Annotated in this window: 20 protein-coding genes; 9 read left to right on the top strand and 11 right to left on the bottom strand. The window is 55.7% G+C overall.

What is annotated here, in order from left to right:
* Positions 1–212: 212 nt before the first annotated feature.
* On the bottom strand, positions 213–479 hold the full coding sequence (locus ACHH0Z_RS16020; protein WP_059445233.1) for a DinI family protein: 267 nt from the start codon (positions 477–479) through the stop codon (positions 213–215).
* A gap of 86 nt (positions 480–565) precedes the next feature.
* Between ACHH0Z_RS16020 and ACHH0Z_RS16015 the strand changes: the two genes are divergently transcribed.
* Positions 566–805 carry a hypothetical protein gene (locus ACHH0Z_RS16015; protein ID WP_045406336.1) on the top strand — a complete coding sequence of 80 codons (240 nt, stop codon included), beginning with the start codon at positions 566–568 and terminating at the stop codon, positions 803–805.
* Positions 805–1125: a hypothetical protein gene (locus tag ACHH0Z_RS16010; RefSeq protein WP_045406334.1), complete on the top strand. Its 321-nt coding sequence runs from the start codon at positions 805–807 to the stop codon at positions 1123–1125. The genes ACHH0Z_RS16015 and ACHH0Z_RS16010 overlap by 1 nt, the downstream gene beginning before the upstream one ends.
* Before the next feature lie 127 nt (positions 1126–1252).
* On the opposite strand, the gene ACHH0Z_RS16005 is transcribed toward ACHH0Z_RS16010, so the two are convergent.
* A complete protein-coding gene (locus tag ACHH0Z_RS16005) occupies positions 1253–2536 on the bottom strand; it encodes a YeaH/YhbH family protein (RefSeq protein ID WP_045336165.1) in 1284 nt (427 codons plus the stop codon).
* 74 nt (positions 2537–2610) lie between these two features.
* A complete protein-coding gene (gene yeaG / locus ACHH0Z_RS16000) occupies positions 2611–4545 on the bottom strand; it encodes a protein kinase YeaG (protein ID WP_045406332.1) in 1935 nt (644 codons plus the stop codon).
* A gap of 431 nt (positions 4546–4976) precedes the next feature.
* Here yeaG and ACHH0Z_RS15995 point away from each other — a divergent pair, with 431 nt between their 5' ends.
* Positions 4977–5723 (top strand): MipA/OmpV family protein, encoded by a 747-nt coding sequence (locus ACHH0Z_RS15995; RefSeq protein WP_045406330.1) that lies wholly within the window; start codon positions 4977–4979, stop codon positions 5721–5723.
* 78 nt (positions 5724–5801) lie between these two features.
* On the opposite strand, the gene ACHH0Z_RS15990 is transcribed toward ACHH0Z_RS15995, so the two are convergent.
* A complete protein-coding gene (locus tag ACHH0Z_RS15990) occupies positions 5802–6686 on the bottom strand; it encodes a D-hexose-6-phosphate mutarotase (protein ID WP_023327142.1) in 885 nt (294 codons plus the stop codon).
* A gap of 72 nt (positions 6687–6758) precedes the next feature.
* Positions 6759–7754, bottom strand: coding sequence for a glyceraldehyde-3-phosphate dehydrogenase (gapA, locus tag ACHH0Z_RS15985; protein ID WP_006809136.1), 996 nt, complete (start codon positions 7752–7754; stop codon positions 6759–6761).
* A 341-nt stretch (positions 7755–8095) separates the two neighbouring features.
* Here gapA and msrB point away from each other — a divergent pair, with 341 nt between their 5' ends.
* Entirely contained in the window at positions 8096–8509 is a 414-nt protein-coding gene (gene msrB / locus ACHH0Z_RS15980) for a peptide-methionine (R)-S-oxide reductase MsrB (RefSeq protein WP_025911722.1), read from the top strand.
* A gap of 41 nt (positions 8510–8550) precedes the next feature.
* Positions 8551–8823 carry a YeaC family protein gene (locus ACHH0Z_RS15975; protein WP_023327144.1) on the top strand — a complete coding sequence of 91 codons (273 nt, stop codon included), beginning with the start codon at positions 8551–8553 and terminating at the stop codon, positions 8821–8823.
* A 50-nt stretch (positions 8824–8873) separates the two neighbouring features.
* Here ACHH0Z_RS15975 and ACHH0Z_RS15970 read toward each other — a convergent pair whose 3' ends face one another.
* The 4 genes from ACHH0Z_RS15970 to sppA form a co-directional block, all read right to left on the bottom strand.
* A complete protein-coding gene (locus ACHH0Z_RS15970) occupies positions 8874–10127 on the bottom strand; it encodes a glycoside hydrolase family 18 protein (RefSeq protein WP_021241051.1) in 1254 nt (417 codons plus the stop codon).
* 222 nt (positions 10128–10349) lie between these two features.
* A complete protein-coding gene (gene pncA / locus ACHH0Z_RS15965; RefSeq protein WP_021241052.1) occupies positions 10350–10991 on the bottom strand; it encodes a bifunctional nicotinamidase/pyrazinamidase in 642 nt (213 codons plus the stop codon).
* A gap of 9 nt (positions 10992–11000) precedes the next feature.
* On the bottom strand, positions 11001–12017 hold the full coding sequence (gene ansA / locus ACHH0Z_RS15960) for an asparaginase (RefSeq protein ID WP_008500705.1): 1017 nt from the start codon (positions 12015–12017) through the stop codon (positions 11001–11003).
* Between the two features lie 63 nt (positions 12018–12080).
* On the bottom strand, positions 12081–13937 hold the full coding sequence (gene sppA / locus ACHH0Z_RS15955; RefSeq protein WP_045406327.1) for a signal peptide peptidase SppA: 1857 nt from the start codon (positions 13935–13937) through the stop codon (positions 12081–12083).
* 167 nt (positions 13938–14104) lie between these two features.
* On the opposite strand from sppA, the gene ACHH0Z_RS15950 reads away from it, so the two are divergent.
* The 3 genes from ACHH0Z_RS15950 (at position 14105) to ACHH0Z_RS15940 (ending at position 17734) form a co-directional block, all read left to right on the top strand.
* Complete coding sequence (locus tag ACHH0Z_RS15950; protein WP_045406324.1) at positions 14105–14656, top strand: NAD(P)H nitroreductase; 552 nt, start codon at positions 14105–14107, stop codon at positions 14654–14656.
* A gap of 116 nt (positions 14657–14772) precedes the next feature.
* Entirely contained in the window at positions 14773–15816 is a 1044-nt protein-coding gene (selD, locus tag ACHH0Z_RS15945) for a selenide, water dikinase SelD (RefSeq protein ID WP_008500702.1), read from the top strand.
* Between the two features lie 4 nt (positions 15817–15820).
* On the top strand, positions 15821–17734 hold the full coding sequence (locus ACHH0Z_RS15940; protein ID WP_045406323.1) for a DNA topoisomerase III: 1914 nt from the start codon (positions 15821–15823) through the stop codon (positions 17732–17734).
* 115 nt (positions 17735–17849) lie between these two features.
* On the opposite strand, the gene gdhA is transcribed toward ACHH0Z_RS15940, so the two are convergent.
* On the bottom strand, positions 17850–19193 hold the full coding sequence (gdhA, locus tag ACHH0Z_RS15935; protein WP_045406322.1) for an NADP-specific glutamate dehydrogenase: 1344 nt from the start codon (positions 19191–19193) through the stop codon (positions 17850–17852).
* 226 nt (positions 19194–19419) lie between these two features.
* Between gdhA and ACHH0Z_RS15930 the strand changes: the two genes are divergently transcribed.
* Positions 19420–19692, top strand: coding sequence for a YnjH family protein (locus tag ACHH0Z_RS15930; protein ID WP_044596793.1), 273 nt, complete (start codon positions 19420–19422; stop codon positions 19690–19692).
* Here ACHH0Z_RS15930 and ACHH0Z_RS15925 read toward each other — a convergent pair.
* Positions 19652–20068 (bottom strand): pyrimidine (deoxy)nucleoside triphosphate diphosphatase, encoded by a 417-nt coding sequence (locus ACHH0Z_RS15925; protein ID WP_045406346.1) that lies wholly within the window; start codon positions 20066–20068, stop codon positions 19652–19654. The genes ACHH0Z_RS15930 and ACHH0Z_RS15925 overlap by 41 nt on opposite strands.
* Positions 20069–20129: the final 61 nt, after the last annotated feature.

The following is a 20129-nucleotide window of genomic DNA, read 5'->3' as shown; positions in this document are numbered from 1 at the left end:
TTCTTTTCCCGGATACAGCTGGTGTGGCCGCCGCTCTGCATCACGAAGCTATCTTGGCATTGATGGACCAAATTGAAGATTTAAAGAAACAGGTCGAAGCGTTGCAGTCTGGAAGCTGAGAAAACGCTGCCCATTCTTGCATACGATGGACAGCGGATGGTTTCTGAGTGTTCATGCCCGAGCAAAATCCGGGAATACGATCCGAACAAGATTTACAGGCCAACTTGACGAACGGTCGGGAACTCAGAAACCAACCACATATCGGAGTCTTCAAACATTTCCTCCAGCATGCGGTTCAGTTTTTCCCGATCGCTTTTGCTTGCATCGCTATTCAAGCCGTTTGCCTGCATTGGCTTCACCTTCACTTCGGCATCAGGGAAAATCTGGTGCACCCGCTTCGTCAGCTCGGCCAGAATGATCTCTCTGGCCCCTTCGAGCCCTTCTACATTTCGTTTGTCATAAACCAGCTCAACGAACATCACTCTCCATCCTTACTGACTTGATCTGTTGATACAAAAATACTACTGTATATGTATACAGTCAATGAACAAGTGAGGGTGCTGCTATGCCTCGCCAATATGATATTCACGCAGCTTTTTTAGCCTCTATAGAACAGAATCCAAAGGGCTACCTTTGCCTAAAAACAAACAAATTCATCAATAATTTGCGCGAGAAGAACTGGCATTTCAGCCAGGCAGACGCTAACGCATGGATTGTGAGATACCAGCCTGATTTTGCTGATAAGACGACGGATGGCAGTGATAACCGTTACTGGATCTTGCGTAATATGGGGAGGGTATTCTGATGGGATTTCCTTCACCAGCAATGGATTACCAGGAACAACGGTTAACCATCGATCTGTTATGCGGAATTGATGGAAACTGCAGGGTAATAGAAACGTCATGCGGTTGGGCTGTCATTAACGTTGCCATGAGGCCAGAGCAGGGAGATACGCTACTGGTTAGAATGGATAACAGGAACGAGTTTGCAAAGCTATACGGGGCGGCATTGATAACTGAAGATGGTGAAGCGATAGAAGGCGACGCGCTGGATGATGTAACTGTATATGGCGTACTGACTCACACCCTTAACATTATTGGGGAAGACAAGTTACCCACCATATAACCGGATAACCACGAAACTGCCTTCCCCAAAATAAAAACTAAGGCAATGAAAATTATGAAGAATTTTAAACGTGAAAATTATAGTTAATCAGCCAGCAAAACAAAGCTAACTGGCTGATTAACAAGGGTTAATTTGAGGTTGTTGAGCTTTGCTTGTGGAACAGCTCCCTGAACACCGGATAAATGTCATCCTGGTCACGGATATGCTGCATGGCAAAATTATCGAACATCGACTGCAGATGCTCATACTCCCGCCACAGGGTCTGGTGCGCACGACGGGTGATTTCGATATAGCTGTAGTAACGCACCACCGGCAGAATTTTCTTCGCCAGAATCTCGTGACATAGCGGCGAGTCGTCGGCCCAGTTATCGCCATCCGACGCCTGCGCGGCATAAATGTTCCACTGTGCCGGGTCGTAGCGCTCTTTGACCACTTCATCCATCAGCTTCAGCGCGCTTGAGACGATGGTGCCCCCGGTTTCCTGCGAGTAGAAGAACTCATGTTCATCCACTTCTTTTGCCTGGGTATGGTGACGGATATAGACCACCTCGACGTTCTTATAGGTTCTGCTCAGGAACAGATAGAGCAGAATATAGAAGCGCTTTGCCATATCCTTGGTGGCCTGGTCCATCGAGCCGGACACGTCCATCAGACAGAACATCACCGCCTGGCTGGAGGGCTCAGGGCGTTTTTCGTAGTTCTTGTAGCGCAGGTCAAAGGTGTCGATAAACGGGACCCGTTCGATCTTCGCCCTCAGCTCTGCAATCTCTTTACGCAGGCGCTCCTCTTCCAGCAGTTGCGCCGGTTCCGTATTTTCCACCACCTTCAGGCTGCTCTCCAGCTCGCGCAGTTCGCGACGTTTGCCTGCCGTCATGGCCGTGCGTCGCGCCAGCGAGTTCTGCAGCGAACGCACGACGCTGATGTTGGCGGGCACGCCGTTGGCGGTATAGCCCGCGCGGTGGGTTTTATATTCATTAAGCTGACGATGCTGATTCTTTTTCAGATTCGGCAGCGCCAGGTCTTCGAACAGCAGGTCGAGATATTCATCTTTTGAGATCTGGAAAACAAATTCGTCCTGACCTTCACCGTCCTGGCTGGCCTGTCCCTGACCGCTTCCTGAACCACCGCCGCCGCCCTGAGGGCGCTCAATTCTGTCGTTCTGAACGAAGTGGTCATTACCTGGGTGTACGCGATGGCGCAGGCCGCCTCGCCCCTGATGAAACATCGGTTCGCTGATGTCATCGGTGGGGATGGAGACAGACTCGCCGCTGTCGACGTCGGTCACCGAGCGTTTGTTGATGGCCTCGGAGATAGACTGTTTAATTTGCGCTTTATAACGACGCAAGAAGCGCTGGCGGTTCACCGTGCTCTTGTTTTTGCCGTTAAGACGCCGGTCAATAAACCAGGTCATATACCCCCCGTACTGCATTTGCCAACTTGCATTTTGTAGGCCCGGCAGGCGCTAACCGCCGCCGGGCACTTGTTTTAAGACGATTTACGCACGCGCAGGTACCATTCGCAGAGCAGGCGGACCTGTTTGCGGGTGTAGCCTTTTTCCATCATACGGTCGACAAAATCGTCGTGTTTTTTCTGTTCATCGGTTGAGGTTTTGGCGTTAAACGAGATCACCGGCAGCAGCTCTTCGGTATTGGAGAACATTTTCTTCTCAATGACCGTGCGCAGCTTCTCGTAGCTGGTCCAGTTCGGATTGCGCCCGTTGTTATGCGCTCTGGCGCGCAGGACGAAGTTCACAATCTCATTACGGAAATCTTTCGGGTTGCTGATCCCGGCAGGCTTCTCGATTTTTTCCAGCTCCGCGTTCAGGGATTCACGGTCAAACAGCTGGCCGGTATCCGGGTCGCGGTACTCCTGATCCTGGATCCAGAAGTCAGCGTAGGTGACATAACGGTCAAAAATGTTCTGCCCGTATTCTGAATAGGATTCCAGGTAGGCCGTCTGGATCTCTTTGCCAATGAACTCGGCGTATTTCGGGATCAGGTAACCTTTCAGGAACTCAAGGTAGCGTTCAGCCTGCTCCTGGGGGAACTGCTCGCGCTCGATTTGCTGCTCCAGCACGTAGAACAGATGCACCGGGTTGGCCGCCACTTCCGCATGGTCGAAGTTAAAGACGCGGGAGAGGATCTTAAACGCGAAGCGCGTGGACAGACCGTTCATCCCTTCATCAACCCCGGCGTAGTCGCGATACTCCTGATACGACTTCGCTTTCGGATCGGTATCCTTCAGGCTCTCACCGTCATAGACGCGCATTTTCGAGTAGATGCTGGAGTTTTCCGGCTCTTTCAGGCGCGACAGGATGGAGAAGCGAGACAGCGTTTCCAGCGTGCCCGGCGCGCACGGCGCATGCACCAGCTCACTGTGGTTAAGCAGTTTCTCGTAAATTTTGATCTCTTCGGAGATCCGCAGGCAGTAAGGCACCTTAACGATGTACACGCGGTCAAGGAAAGCCTCATTGTTTTTGTTGTTACGGAAGGTCACCCATTCAGATTCGTTCGAGTGGGCAAGAATGATCCCGTTAAACGGCAGGGCGGAGATACCTTCCGTCCCGTTGTAGTTTCCTTCCTGAGTGGCCGTCAGCAGCGGATGCAGCACCTTGATGGGCGCTTTAAACATCTCGACGAATTCCATAATCCCCTGGTTAGCCCGGCACAGCGCGCCGGAGTAACCGTAGACATCGGGGTCGTTTTGCGCGAAGTTTTCCAGCTTGCGGATGTCGACCTTACCGACCAGCGCCGAAATATCCTGGTTGTTCTCATCACCGGGTTCCGTTTTAGCGATGGCGATCTGTTCCAGGATCGACGGCCAGACTTTCACCACGCGGAATTTGGTGATGTCGCCACCAAACTCGTGCAGGCGTTTTGCCGCCCACGGCGACATGATGGTGCCGAGGTAGCGACGCGGGATGCCGTACTCTTTATCCAGAATCTGCGCATCTTCCTGCGGATTGAATAAGCACAGCGGATGGTCGTTCACCGGGCTGCGCTCGCCGTTGGCGCTCAGGACATAGATAGGCACGCGCTGCATCAGCGACTTCAGGCGTTCCGCCAGCGAGGATTTACCGCCGCCCACGGGGCCGAGTAAATAGAGGATCTGTTTCTTCTCTTCCAGACCCTGAGCGGCATGCTTCAGGTAGGAGACAATCTGCTCTATGGCATCTTCCATGCCATAGAACTCTTCAAACGCCGGGTATCGGGCGACCACCCGATTCGAAAAGAGACGGGAAAGCCGGGGTTCAAGGGCAGTGTCAACCATGTTTGGCTCACCAATAGCCATCAATAGCCGTTCTGCCGCATTGGCATAGGCACTGCGATCTTGCCGACAGATGGTAAGAAACTCCTGCAGTGTGAACTCTTCGTCCTTGGCAGCTTCATAGCGCTGGCGATAGTGATCGAATATATTCATGGCATGCCGTCCTTTCGTTTTTTAGCACAGGATAAGAGCCGTTCGTATGAGTAGTGGAGGCTCCCGGAAGAGAATCTCTCGCACCTCACTGCCAGAGCAGCAACCTGTGTGCCAGGTCAGACGCTAAGAACCGCAGGGTGTTCAGGAAAACTCTTCTTAAATTAAAGCGTAGATGGCATTTGCAAAACTTGCATGCCCATAAAATCTACTTTCAATGACATATCAATAACTCATCCAAAAATTTCCACTCTGGTAATAAGGCAAAAGCACATTTTTCATTCAGCGGTCATGTAAATGAAAGCCGGTTGTCATCTGATAAGTTAAAAATAATGGGTTAATCAGACTGATTAGCAGGCAAAAAATTTTGGGATGTACGGGAATGGCGGTTACACTTCACCCGCTGATTATTTGACTACAGGAAAGAATGGATTGTGACCAAACTCAAACTTCTGGCATTAGGCATCCTTGCCGCGACCGCAGTAAGCACCGCACAGGCGGAAAGTCAGTGGACGGTTGGCGCGGGTGTTGGCGTCATTAACAGCCCGTACAAACAGTATGACCGTGATGTTTATCCTGTCCCGGTTATCACCTATGAAGGCGATAACGTCTGGTTCCGTGGGCTCGGCGGCGGCTACTATCTGTGGAACGATACGGCCGATAAGCTTTCCATCATGGCGTACTACGATCCTACGCACTTCAAGCCGGGTGACAGCGACAGCCACGCGCTTCGCCAGCTCGACAAGCGTAAAAGCTCGATGATGGCCGGCCTCTCTTATGTGCATAACACCCAGTATGGCTTCCTGCGTACGGCCCTGGCAGGCGATACGCTGGATAACAGCAACGGCTTTATCTGGGATCTGGCGTGGCTGTACCGTTACACCAACGGTGGTCTGACCCTGACGCCGGGTATTGGTGTGCAGTACAACAGCGAGAACTACAATGACTACTATTATGGCGTCTCTAAAAACGAGTCCCGTCGTAGCGGTCTGAAGAGCTACAGCGCAGATGACGGCTGGGATCCGTACCTGGAGCTGACCGCGAGCTATAACTTACTTGGCGACTGGAGCGTGTACGGTACTGGCCGTTATGAGCGTCTGAGCGATGAAGTGAAAGACAGCCCGATGGTTGATAAGTCCTGGGCAGGCATCTTTTCTGTCGGTGTGACCTACAAGTTCTGATTGCGCACTTATATTGTGCAATTGGTGCATCAAAACGGGGCGCTTGCGCCCCGTTTGCCTTAGTGTGGTGCAGCGAGATTATCGCTTAATAATGCGGATCGTCTGCCCTAAACGAGATGGCTTTTCTTCACTCGCTTTCTGCGGGGCAGTCACGCAGGCCGTTTCCACGCAGACAAACGTTTTATAACCGTCGTCAGGCACGTCGGCCATGCTGACAGACAGTGCAGGGCCCGGGTTCCAGCCCACCACGTTGCTGTGATGGTGATGTACTACCTCAATGCCGCGGTTCAGGGCACCGTCGTGGATCATGCTGCATGCTTCCGGATGCAGATAGACGCGGTCGGTACGGTCAGGAAACGCCTGAACGCCGTCGCTGAGTTTGCCTTCTTTCGCGTTGTCGACTTTATCGATAAAGGTATCGCCAAGGCCACTCACCTTCACAGCGCTGATGTCACCCACGTTGAAATAGGTGTGCAGGGCGGAGGTGGTTTCGAACTCGCCGTGGGCTTCCAGTTCGATTTCACAGGTTTTACCCAGCTTAAAGCGGGCGTACAGGGTGAAATCGTGCGGCCACAGGGCGCGCGTCTCGTCATTTGCCTGCAGCTCAAAGGTCAGCACGGCGCCGCTGTCGTCTTCGTTATGCGCTTTCAGGGTCCACTGCTGGTTACGGGCAAATCCGTGAGAAGGCAAACCCGGCTGTGCGGACGGGCCGAACCACGGCCAGCAGATCGGTACGCCACCACGAATCGCCGCCCCTTTTTTGAAGGAGGTCGCATCACTGAGCCACAATCCCTCAACTTCACCTTCCGGCTTCCAGGAGAGCAGGTGGGCGCCGTTCAGCGCCACGGAGGCCTTAACGCGTGGATGGTCAACGACGATAACGTCGGCACCGTCAATCTGGCGGCGGGAGAGCACAGGGGTAAGTTGTTCGACTACCGGAAGTGCAAAAATTTTATTAATCATTAAGCAATCCTCTGTCTTATAAATAAAAAAGGCGACCGAAGTCGCCTTTTTGGATCAAACACTCATCTCAACTTATTTGGAGATGTGAGCGATCAGGTCCAGTACTTTGTTAGAGTAGCCGGTTTCGTTGTCGTACCAGGATACCAGTTTAACGAAGTTGTCGTTCAGTGCGATACCTGCTTTAGCATCGAACACGGAAGTGCACACTTCGCCGTTGAAATCGGTAGAAACAACGTCGTCTTCGGTGTAACCCAGAACGCCTTTCATTGGGCCTTCGGAAGCAGCTTTGATTGCTTTCTTAATTTCTTCATAAGAAGCAGCTTTTTCCAGACGAACGGTCAGGTCAACAACGGATACGTTAGGAGTTGGAACGCGGAACGCCATACCAGTCAGTTTGCCATTCAGTTCTGGCAGTACTTTACCTACAGCTTTAGCCGCACCGGTAGAGGATGGGATGATGTTCTGAGCCGCGCCACGGCCGCCGCGCCAGTCTTTGTGAGACGGGCCATCAACGGTTTTCTGAGTAGCGGTGGTTGCGTGAACGGTGGTCATCAGACCTTCGATGATGCCGAAGTTGTCGTTGATAACTTTAGCCAGCGGTGCCAGGCAGTTGGTGGTGCAGGATGCGTTGGAAACGATGTCCTGGCCAGCGTAAGTTTCGAAGTTTGCACCACGAACGAACATTGGGGTGTTGTCTTTGGAAGGACCCGTCAGAACAACTTTCTTCGCACCCGCAGTGATGTGTTTACGTGCAGTTTCGTCGGTCAGGAAGATACCGGTTGCTTCAGCAACAACGTCAACACCAATTTCGTTCCATTTCAGGTTAGCTGGGTCTTTCTCAGCAGTAACGCGGATGGTTTTGCCATTTACAACCAGGTGGCCGTCTTTCACTTCAACGGTGCCGTCGAAACGACCGTGAGTTGAGTCGTACTTCAGCATGTACGCCATGTATTCAGCGTCCAGGAGATCGTTGATACCAACGATTTCGATGTCAGAACGTTTCTGAGCAGCACGGAAAACAATACGGCCGATACGGCCAAAACCGTTGATACCTACTTTGATAGTCATATATTCCACCAGCTATTTGTTAGTGAATAAAAGGTTGCCTGTAAAATTACAAAAACCTTACGCAGCGTCAAGCGGAATCGTGTCAATCATTGCGACAAATCAATCCTGTGACTAACGTTTGTGCGACTGACTCGCCTCACTTTCCCTTTGAGCTTGCAACCACATGGGGGCTGCGCCCGGAATTTTAAAGTCCTCGCAGGATAAAAATGTGAATATGATCACAATTGCCTGACCGCCTTTTCGCGACACATAAGTTTAGATCAAAAGTGCACGCAAGGGTGTTAATGTTTTGTTAGAATGCGGGGTAAAAGATGTCTGTTTCTACAGCGAGATGTAAGCATATGTCGAACCAACGTAACCCCGACGATTTGAAAAAAAACCTCACAGAAATGCAGTTTTACGTGACGCAAAACCACGGGACGGAACCGCCGTTCACCGGGCGTTTACTGCACAACAAGCGAGACGGCGTCTACCACTGCCTGGTCTGTGATGCCCCGCTGTTTAATTCCCAAACGAAATTTGATTCGGGCTGCGGCTGGCCGAGCTTTTACGAGCCGGTGAGCGATGAGGCTATCCGCTATCTGACCGACGCGTCGCACGGCATGGTGCGCACGGAAATTCGCTGTGGCAACTGTGATGCGCACCTTGGACACGTCTTCCCGGATGGCCCTCAGCCAACGGGCGAGCGTTTCTGCGTGAATTCCGCCTCAATGAGCTTCACTGACGATGAAAACGGCGACCAGATCAAGGGTTGAAAAAACGATTCAGCAAATTATTCCTTTAAAAGGGCGGGATTGTGAATATTGAAGACATGATTAGCGGGATGACGCCGGAGATTTATCAGCGTCTGGTCACCGCCGTAGAGCTGGGAAAATGGCCCGATGGCGTCGCGCTGACCCCGGAGCAGAAAGAGAACAGCCTGCAGCTGGTCATGCTGTGGCAGGCGCGCAACAACACCGACGCGCAGCACATGACGATCGACACCCGTGGTCAGATGGTGATGAAGAGCAAGCGTGAGCTGAAAGAGGACTTCGGTATCACCCCGAAGCCGATTGCGACTTTCAAATAATGCTCTCATGTAGGCCGGGTAAGCGCTAGCGCCACCCGGCACGCTACACTTTAGTGCGGGATCCCGAGCGACGCCGCCAGCTGCTTCGCTAATTGGTTTTCATCATCCGCGCCGTACTCCCAGAACATCGCCCCGGCGAGACCTTTCTCTTTGATGTAGTCCGCTTTGATCGCCACGGATCGCGGGTTCTCATACGAAATCGCAAACAGCGCGTTGCCATCGGCACCCTTCACCGAAAGCCACGGCACTTTCGCCTGGTCGTCCCAGTGCTCGGTAAAGCGTTTCTGCGGATCGTTCAGCAGCTTTTTGACGATATCGTTGTACTTCACGTAGGTATCTTTGGTCAGGTCATAGCCGAGCGACTTGAACAACCCGATCTCCTGCGGCCCGAAGTAGGGCTGAGTGGCCGGATTTTTTTGCGCATCGGGTTTCGTCCAGTCAATGCCCGGCTCCACGGCGCGTTTCGGTACGCGGCCATAGAAACCAATCCCGAGATTCATCTGCTGTGGCTTCAGCCCGGCGGCCAGATAGTTGTTCACCACAAAATCGACGCTGTATTTGTCCGCGGCGGCCACCGTCGGCCAGGCGCTGGAGTCGTACAGGTTGGCATTGAAATACTGCGTGCCGTACGCCATGTCGTAGGTCATCAGGTTGATGTAATCGAGCAGGGGCGCAATGGCTTTCACATCCACCCAGCTTTTCGGACTTTCCGCATTCGCGCCTACCGCAATGGTCACCAGCTTTTTATGCCCGAACGCGTCGCGCATCTCCTTCAGCAGGGCGGTAAAGTTTTCCCTGTCGGTGGGCTGGCTTGCCACCAGGCCCCAGGCGCCGTTGACCGGATACTCCCAGTCGAGGTCGATCCCGTCCAGACCATATTTTTCAACAATCTCCTGCGCGGAGCGGATGAACACCGCGCGGCTCTCTTGGGTTGCCGCTGCGCCAGAGAAACCACGCGCGCCCCAGCCGCCGACGGAGAGCAGGACCTTAAGATTTGGGTTTTGCTTACGCAGCGTGGGGATTAAGGCCAGATCGGACGCCACTTTTGGCGATAGCCAGATTTGATGCAGCTTCGCCGGATCTTTCAGCGCGGCGTTGGTTTCGTCTTTTTCGTCGTTATAGACCAGACCAAACGAGTAGTTCAGGTGGGTGATCTGGCGAACGTCCAGCTTATTGATATCGCCACCCGGTCCGGCGGTGACGTCGCCACCCCCGTTAAAGTAGCCTACGGACATCAGGGAACTGGCGGAGGCAACTGATGCGCAAAGCAAGGGTAGTGCTGCCAGCAAGGGCAAACGTTTCATACAAGTTCCTCTTTGACTTAATAAAAATAACCACGCCACGGAAAAGGCGTGGCGAAAAAACAGCCTGAAGAGAATAGCATTGCCGCTTCGCTGAGGTTGCGAGGGAGTTCACTTTATGGGGATCGGAGGGGGAGTTTTGCCGGGTGGCGCTGACGCTTACCCGGCCTACCAGACCAAAGAAGTAGGCAGAGTAAGGGCGCAGCCGCCACCCGGCTTAAAAGACTACGCCTGCGTTTCCAGCCAGTCTTCGAGCGTATACAGCGTCGCGCCTTCCGCAGCCATATCCATAAACGCCTGAGCGCTGTCCTGCGGATGAATGTTCACCCCGCGGCAGCCGTCGGTGATGACGCTGACGGTATAGCCAAGCTGAAGCGCATCCAGCACGGTGAACTTCACGCAGTAGTCCGTTGCCAGCCCCAGTACAATCAGCTCGGTGATTTCATGGTGACGTAACCAGGCGTCCAGCGCCGTTTTCTGGCGATGCCCGTTATCAAAAAACGCGCTATAGCTGTCGATAGCCGGGTTTTCACCTTTATGGAACACCGCGTCGATGGCTTTCTGGTTCAGGAGCGGATGTAACTCCGCGCCTTCCGTTTGCTGTACGCAGTGATCCGGCCAGAAAGTTTGCGCCAGCCCGTCGAGTTCACCCTGGGTGAAGGGCTCGACATTGTGCTGGCTGGCAAAGCTGCCGTGATTTGCCGGGTGCCAGTCCTGGCTTGCGACAACTGCTTCACCACGGGCTTTGCACCAGTCAATCAGCGTGTTGGCCACGTCAACGGTGCTGTCACCTTCGGCGACGGCCAGCGCACCGCCCGCGCAGAAATCATTTTGCAAATCGACCAGGAGCAGGGCGCGTTGCTTCATGAGACCTCCTTATTCGTCAGGCGTCAGTTCGCCGCGCAGGTTTTGCATCATCGCGCTGCGAATGGACTGAATGTCCAGATCCTGACTCAGTAAATAGTGAAGTTTAGTCAGCGTTGCCTCAACGGTCATATCGAAACCGCTGATCACCCCCGCATGCGCCAGCGCGTTGCCGGTGGCATAGCCGCCCATATTCACTTTACCGGACATACACTGGGTCAGGTTCACCACCACAATTCCACGCTCGCTGGCTTCCTGAAGCTCTTTCAGAAATTCACCGTTCTGCGGCGCATTGCCCACGCCGTAGGAGCGCAGGATCAGCGCCTTCACCGGCTGGCGCAGGAAGTTACGCACCACGTCCGCAGAGATACCCGGATAGATGGTGACCACGCCAATCGGTTGCGGAGTAATCGGATGCACAATCAGCTCGCCCGCGGTGTTCGGTGCAGGTGGGGTTCCCAGACGACGGATATGAATCCCGGCCTCCAGCAGCGGCTGCAGGTTAGGTGAGGCAAAGGCGTCAAAGCCGTCGGCGTGGGCTTTGGTGGTGCGGTTCCCGCGATACAGACGGTTGTTAAAGAACAACGACACTTCGTTAATCGGGTAATTCGCCGCCACGTACAGGGAGTTCAGCAGGTTGATCTGCCCGTCGGAGCGCAGCTCCGCCAGCGGAATTTGCGACCCGGTGACGATAACCGGCTTGCTCAGGTTCTCCAGCATGAAGGAGAGCGCCGAGGCGGTAAACGCCATGGTGTCGGTACCGTGCAGGATCACGAAGCCGTCGTACTGGTCGTAATGGGCTTTAATGTCATCCGCGATGTGCTGCCAGTCTTCCGGCGTCATGTCGGAGGAGTCCATCAGCGGCTCGTATTCGTGGATGGTAAAGTCAGGCATTTCCGGACGGTGGAATTCGGGCATCAGCGCAAGCTGACGCTGCAGGTGGCCGGAGACGGGGATATAGCCGTTTTCGGAGCGCTGCATACCGATGGTACCGCCAGTGTAGGCTACATAAATCGATTTCTTCTGCATGGTAGTGAGTTCTTGTTCTTCAAAAGAAAAAAATCCCCTCTTCGTAGGAAGAGGGGACGGTTTTTAACGGACGTTCGCGCAGGTCAGGCAAAACGCGTAACGACTCTGTGGATCGTTAAAGGCCGCAAGTTTATCGCTTTCTGCCTTCATCGCTTTTGCCGCCGTGGCGACCGGCGCAGGCAGGTAAGCCTGCAGCGCCTCCGGCAGCATGGCGCGTACCGAGCCGGACATGCTGTCCATGACCATATCGAAGAACGACGGTTCGTCCTGGTAATACTCGATATGCCACTGCTTCAGCTTCGCCAGTTCGGCGGCTTTCTTCACCGCGTCATCGAAGTCGCCCAGGCTGTCCACCAGTCCGTTGCTCTTCGCATCCTGACCGGTCCAGACGTGGCCCTGCGCAATCTGGTCGATCTGCTCAGGCGTCTTTTTGCGCGAGTCGGCGACCAGGGTGATAAAGCGTTTATAGCCGTTCTCAATGCTGAGCTGCATCATCTCAGAGACTTCCGGCGGCAGGGATTTGGTCACCGCGACATCCGCGAGCGGAGAGGTCGCTACGCCGTCAGTATGCACGCCCAGAGAACCCAGGCTGTTTTCTACGGTGTTGATCACCCCGAAGATGCCAATCGAGCCGGTGAGCGTGCTTGGGTTCGCCACGATGTAGTTGGCTGGCGTTGAGATCCAGTAACCCCCGGAGGCGGCCATTCCGCCCATTGAGACGACGACCGGCTTACCGGCGGCGCGGGCCGAGGCCAGTTCAGCGCGGATCACTTCGGAGGCGCTGACGCTACCGCCAGGGCTGTTGACCCGCAGGACAATCGCCTTCACTTTCGGATCGAGGCGCGCATCGCGGATTTGTGACGCGGTGGTGTCGCCGCCCACGTTCCCCGGAGTCTCCTGACCGTCCATGATCGCACCGTTAGCAAAGACCACCGCGACGCTGTCCCCGTTCTCATCCGGTTTCTTCGTCGAGTAATCATACATGCTGATGGCGCTGTAATTTTTGTCCTCTTTGCTCCAGCCAAACTGTTTGCTCAGGGATTTTTCAATCTCGGCGCTGGTGCCCAGGGCATCAACCAGTTTGTTATCGAGCGCGTATTTCGCGGTATCGCCGTCAACCTTACGAAGGCCTTCCAGCACGCCCTGCGCGCCAGGGAACACCTGCTCAGGCGTAATCTGACGGTTAGCGGCAACGGTGCCGAGATAGTTCTGCCACAGCTCGCCAATCCAGCGGCTGTCCGCTTCGCGGGCGGCAGGGGACATATCGTCGCGGATAAACGGCTCCACGGCGGATTTGTACGTACCGACGCGGAAGACGTGGGTGGTGACCTTCAGCTTATCGAGCAGCGATTTATAGTACAGGCCGTTGGTGGCAAAGCCGTGCAGATCGACCGTACCCTGCGGGGAGAGCCAGATTTTATTGGCGAAGCTCGCCAGATAATATTGCCCCTGGCTGTAGCTGTCGCCCACGGCAATGACCGGCTTGCCGCTGTCGCGGAATTCGCGCAGCGCTTTACCGATGTACTGCATAGACGGCTGATCGCCGCCGGCAAAATCTTTCAGATCCAGCACGATGCCGGTGATGTTGCGGTCATCTTTGGCCTGACGGATGGCATCGACGATATCGAACAGGGAGTTTTCCTGCAGGCGGTCGGACGTGGCGCCAAACAGCTGACGGCTGATCACACCCAGACGGTTGCTGGCTGACGGTTTATCAACGATGACGCCGGTGATATCGAGTAACAGGGCCCCGCGAGTCGAATGCTGCGCCTGATTTGCGTTGCTGATGTGCATCCAGATGCCCGCGCAAACCAGAACCAGCAGGATGAAGAAGATATTCATCACCAGGTTGCGGACGAAGTTGAGCAGTCGCCACGTCCATTTAAAGAAACCGGCAATAATTCGCCAAAGGGTTCGCATGTATTCTCCCTAACCAGAAAATGACTGTTTCCGTCGCCACTGGACGGTAATGTTGGGTTATCGTAATGACCCAACCGCCACTTGTCAGCAGGAATCGCCTGCCAGGCTGTAACAAAATCTGCCGTCGTGTTAATTTTGTGAGTAAATTTCAAGAAAGGAGTTAACCAATGGACGCACTCGAACTGCTTGTTAACCGCCGTAGCGCTTCCCGTCTGGCCGAACCTGCCCCGGCAGGCGAGCAGCTGCAGAACATTCTGCGTGCCGGCATGCGTGCCCCCGATCATGGCACGCTGCAGCCGTGGCACTTCTTTGTGATTGAAGGCGAAGGCCGCGATCGTTTCAGTAAACTGCTGGAGCAGGGGGCGGTGGCCGCAGGGCAGGATGAGAAAGGAATCGATAAGGCGCGTAATGCCCCGTTCCGCGCCCCGATGATCATCGCTGTCGTGGCAAAATGCCGGGCGGATCATAAAGTCCCGGTCTGGGAACAGGAAATGTCTGCGGGCTGTGCGGTGATGGCGATGCAGATGGCCGCCGTCGCACAAGGCTTTAACGGTATCTGGCGCACCGGTGCGCTGACCGAAAGCCCGGCGGTCCGTGACGGTTTTGGCTGCGGTGAGCATGACAAAATTGTCGGTTTCCTCTACCTCGGCACCCCGCAGCTTAAAGCCTCCAGCACCATCAGCGTGCCGGACACCACGCCTTTCGTCAGCCGCTTCTGATAACGCACGCTAAACTGTCTGGATTCTGAGCATCTGCCGCAGAATTCAGACAGTCATACTTACCTCTTTATGGAATGAGCGCTACCATAGCGCGATTGAGATGACAGGAGACGTCCATGAGCGAGCAAACCATTCGTTTAACGCAGTACAGCCACGGAGCCGGTTGCGGTTGTAAAATTTCCCCGAAAGTGCTGGAGACCATCCTGCACAGTGAACAGGCGAAGTTTGTCGACCCGAACCTGCTTGTCGGCAATGAAACGCGCGACGATGCTGCAGTTTATGACTTAGGTAACGGCACCAGCATTATCAGTACCACCGACTTCTTTATGCCGATTGTCGACAATCCGTTCGATTTCGGGCGTATTGCGGCCACCAACGCCATCAGCGATATCTTCGCCATGGGCGGCAAACCGATTATGGCGATCGCTATTCTGGGCTGGCCGATCAACACCATCCCGCCGGAAGTGGCCCGTGAAGTGATTGATGGCGGCCGTTTTGCCTGCCAGCAGGCGGGGATTGCGCTGGCCGGTGGTCACTCTATCGATGCGCCGGAGCCTATCTTCGGCCTGGCCGTTACCGGCGTGGTCCCGACCGAGCGCGTGAAGCGCAACAGTACCGCGCAGGCGGGCTGCAAGCTGTTCCTCACCAAGCCGTTGGGCATTGGCGTGCTGACCACCGCCGAGAAAAAATCCCTGCTCAAACCGGAGCACAAAGGGCTGGCAACCGAAGTCATGTGCCAGATGAACCTCGCGGGTGCGGCGTTCGCCAATATCGACGGCGTGAAGGCGATGACCGACGTGACCGGTTTTGGTCTGCTGGGGCACCTCTCCGAAGTGTGTCAGGGCGCGGGCGTGCAGGCGCAGGTCTGGTATCAGGACGTGCCGAAGCTACCGGGCGTGGAAGAGTATATTGCTCAGGGCGCGGTCCCGGGCGGTACCCAGCGTAACTTCGCCAGCTATGGTCACCTGATGGGCGAAATGCCAGAAGAATGGCGCAACCTGCTGTGCGATCCGCAAACCTCCGGCGGCCTGCTGCTGGCGGTCACGCCGGAATCCGAAGCCGAGGTTCAGGCCACGGCCGCCGAGTTCGGCATTACCCTGACGGCGATCGGCGAGCTGGTGACCGCGCGCGGTGGCCGACCGATGATTGAGATCCGTTAATTCGATGCGGTTGTTTATTGCCGAAAAGCCGAGCCTGGCCCGTGCCATTGCCGATGTGCTGCCCAAGCCGCATCGCAAAGGCGACGGCTTTATCGAATGCGGTAACGGGCAGGTGGTCACCTGGTGTATCGGTCACCTGCTTGAGCAGGCGCAGCCGGATGTCTATGACAGCCGCTACGCCCGCTGGAATTTAAACGATCTGCCCATCGTGCCGGAAAAATGGCGCCTGCAGCCCCGACCTTCGGTGACCAAACAGCTCAACGTGATCAAGCGCTTCCTGCATGAAGCCGATGAAATCGTGCACGCGGGTGACCCGGACAGGGAAGGACAGCTGCTGGTGGATGAGGTGCTGGACTATCTTGAACTGGCGCCGGAAAAGCGCCAGCAGGTGCAGCGCTGTCTGATCAACGACCTCAACCCGCAGGCGGTGGAGCGTGCGATCTCGCGCCTGCGCGCCAACAGCGAATTTATCCCGCTGTGCGTCTCCGCGCTCGCCCGCGCGCGCGCGGACTGGCTGTACGGCATCAACATGACCCGCGCCTACACCATCCTCGGGCGCAACGCGGGCTATCAGGGCGTGCTCTCCGTGGGGCGCGTGCAGACGCCGGTGCTGGGGCTGGTCGTGCGTCGTGATGAAGAGATTGAGAACTTCGTCGCCAAAGATTTCTTTGAAGTGAAAGCGCATATCGTCACGCCTAAAGACGAACGCTTTACCGCCGTCTGGCAGCCGAGCGATGCCTGCGAGTCATATCAGGATGAAGAGGGGCGTTTGCTGCACCGTCCGCTGGCGGATCATGTGGTTAACCGCATTACCGGACAGCCCGCTCTCGTCACCAGCTATAACGATAAACGGGAATCAGAACCCGCGCCGCTGCCGTTCTCGCTGTCGGCCCTGCAGATCGAGGCCGCAAAGCGCTTTGGCCTCAGCGCGCAGAACGTGCTGGATATCTGCCAGAAGCTCTATGAAACCCATAAGCTGATCACCTATCCGCGTTCGGATAGCCGCTACCTGCCGGAAGAGCATTTTGCCGGTCGTCATTCGGTGATGAACGCCATTAGCGTGCACGCGCCGGATCTGCTGCCGCAGCCGGTAGTGAACCCAGATACCCATAACCGCTGCTGGGACGACAAAAAGGTGGACGCCCACCACGCGATTATCCCGACGGCGCGCGCCAGCAGCGTCAACCTGACGGATAACGAAGCGAAGGTCTACAACCTGATCGCTCGTCAGTACCTGATGCAGTTCTGCCCGGACGCGGTGTTCCGCAAATGCGTGATCGAGCTGGAAATCGCAAAAGGGAAGTTTATCGCCAAAGCCCGTTTCCTCGCGGAAGCAGGCTGGCGCACGCTGCTCGGCAACAAAGAGCGTGACGAAGAGAACGACGGTACGCCGCTGCCCGTGGTCGCCAAAGACGACGAGCTGCTGTGCGAGAAAGGGGAAGTGGTGGAACGCCAGACCCAGCCGCCGCGCCATTTTACCGATGCGACGCTGCTTTCCGCGATGACCGGGATCGCCCGGTTCGTGCAGGATAAAGATCTGAAGAAGATCCTGCGCGCCACCGACGGTCTGGGCACGGAGGCGACCCGCGCGGGGATTATCGAGCTGCTCTTTAAGCGCGGTTTTCTTGAGAAAAAGGGGCGCTATATCCATTCGACCGAGCCGGGCCGCGCGCTGATTCATTCCCTGCCGGAGCTGGCCGCCAGGCCGGACATGACCGCGCACTGGGAATCGGTGCTGACGCAGATCAGCGAGAAGCAGTGCCGCTATCAGGACTTTATGCAGCCGCTGGTGGGGACGCTTTACCAGCTGATCGATCAGGCGCGCAGCACGCCCGTGAAAACGTTCAGAGGGATGGTTGCACCCGGTGGTGGCGCGAAGAAACCGTTTAAAAAGAAAAAGAGCGCGGCCGCTTCTTAACCCGTAGGCCGGGTCAGGCGAAGCCGCCACCCGGCGAAAGACAGCTCTGCGGCCTGAAAAAAGCCCGGTGGCGCTAACGCTTACCGGGCCTACAGGGCGAGAACGCCGCGAAAACTTAAATCACACCCTGCCCAATCATCGCATCCGCTACCTTCACGAACCCGGCGATATTCGCCCCACGCACGTAGTTGGTTTGCGATGCTTCACCGCCGTACTCCACGCAGGCGTGGTGAATATCCAGCATGATATGGTGCAGGCGCGCATCCACTTTCTCCGCCTTCCAGCCGAGACGCGCGGCGTTTTGCGCCATCTCGAGGCCGGAGGTTGCCACGCCGCCCGCGTTGGCGGCCTTGCCCGGTGCAAACAGCACGCCTGCCTCCAGGAACAGGTCCGTCGCGTCGATCGTGGTCGGCATGTTTGCCCCTTCGGCGACCGCTTTTACACCGTTGCTAATTAACGTGCGCGCGGCTTCAGCATCCAGCTCGTTCTGCGTGGCGCACGGCAGGGCGATATCCACCGGCACGCCCCACGGCTGTTTACCTTCGAGGTAGGTCAGGCCAAACTCCCGGGCGTAATCCGCTACGCGTCCATCGCGGCTGGCTTTGATTTCACACAGGCGCGCCAGCTTCTCTGCCGTGAAGCCCGCTTCATCCACCACCGTTCCGCTGGAGTCAGAGGCGGTCAGCACGCGAGCGCCAAACTGCATCGCTTTTTCAATCGCGTACTGCGCCACGTTACCGGAGCCGGAAACGGCTACGCGCATGCCTTCGAAGCCTAAGCCGTGACGCTTGAGCATGGCCTCTGTAAAGTAAACCAGGCCGTACCCGGTCGCTTCGGGGCGGATCAGGCTCCCGCCAAACGACAGCCCTTTGCCGGTAAAGACGCAGGCGCTGTTGTTGGAAAGCTTTTTCATCATCCCGGCCATAAAGCCCACTTCACGTCCGCCCACGCCGATATCACCGGCAGGCACGTCGGTGTCCGGGCCGAGGTGACGGTAGAGTTCGGTCATCAGCGCCTGGCAGAAACGCATCACTTCACCTTCGCTTTTGCCTTTCGGATCGAAATCGCTGCCGCCTTTTCCGCCGCCCATGGGCAGCGTGGTCAGTGCATTTTTAAAGGTCTGCTCGAAGCCGAGGAATTTCAGAATCGACAGGTTCACGGAAGGGTGGAAGCGCATGCCGCCCTTAAACGGGCCGATGGCGGAGTTAAACTGGACGCGCCACGCGCGGTTAACCTGCACCTGATTGCGATCGTCCACCCAGGTCACGCGGAACTGGATCACGCGCTCTGGCTCGACCAGGCGTTCGAGCAACGACATCTGGCGATAGCGCGGGTTTTGTTCAAGGAAGGGCCACAGGGTGGTCATCACTTCACGCACGGCCTGGGCGAACTCGCTTTGGTGCGGGTCGCGCTGCTGAACATGGGCAAGGAAACTTTCCAGAGAGCGTGTCTGATCCATAGATATAAGAACCTCTTATAATAATGTTTGTATATGACTTATGCATTTTGTGTTGTTTTTTGACTATACCACCCGTACCGCTTTGTGTGGCAAGCAGAAATTCAGGACGAAAGGGAAATTAATGACAGGTGCTGCGTCATAACCAAAAGCGATGGCGCGCTAAATTAAAGATTCTGCCCGATTTACCGTTATAGTCATTATCAGGACACAACAGGAAGAGAAGTCTATGAACCGTTACGTGATGGCCGCGTTATCATTGATGTTGACCGCAGGCGCGCAGGCTGACCGCATTCGCCCGGATGTAGAAGTGAACGTGCCGCCAGAAGTGTTTAGCTCCAGCGGCCAGCGTGCGCAGCCGTGTAACCAGTGCTGCATTTATCAGGATCAAAACTATTCTGAAGGGGCCGTCGTGAAGGCGGATGGCGTGCTGCTGCAGTGCCAGCGCGACGAGCGCGCCATCAGCACGAACCCGCTGGTCTGGCGTCGCGTAAAACAATAAACGCCTCCAGCAGGGGAATATCCGCGGGGGCTAAGGTATAGCCAAACGCCTCTTCAGGCGTACACCACGCCAGCGCGCTGTGGTAGTGCGCCCTGAGCTCGCCGCTAAACGCAGGAACGTGCCAGGCGTGCAGGTTGATTAAGTGCTGCGAGACTTCGCGCTGGTGGCTTGCCACGTATTGCGCAGGCCGCGCTTCAATACCCAACTCTTCACGCAGCTCGCGGATAAGCGCCTCGGGCTGGGTTTCTCCCGCCTCGACTTTGCCGCCTGCAAATTCCCACATGCCCGGCTGGTCGGCGTGGGCAGGGCGCTGCGCCAGTAAAATTTTGTCGTCTTTTTCGATGATGGCGGCAACGACATCGAGTGTTTTCAGCATGGTCGTCAATAATTGATGGCGAAAAAAGACATATTATCGTGCCCTTTCTCAGAGTCCAGTA

It is taken from the genome of Enterobacter cloacae complex sp. 2024EL-00227 (assembly GCF_043945315.1).
Classification (GTDB): domain Bacteria; phylum Pseudomonadota; class Gammaproteobacteria; order Enterobacterales; family Enterobacteriaceae; genus Enterobacter; species Enterobacter roggenkampii.
Note: the sequence above shows the minus strand (reverse complement) of the source record. Positions and strands in the feature narration are given on the sequence as shown.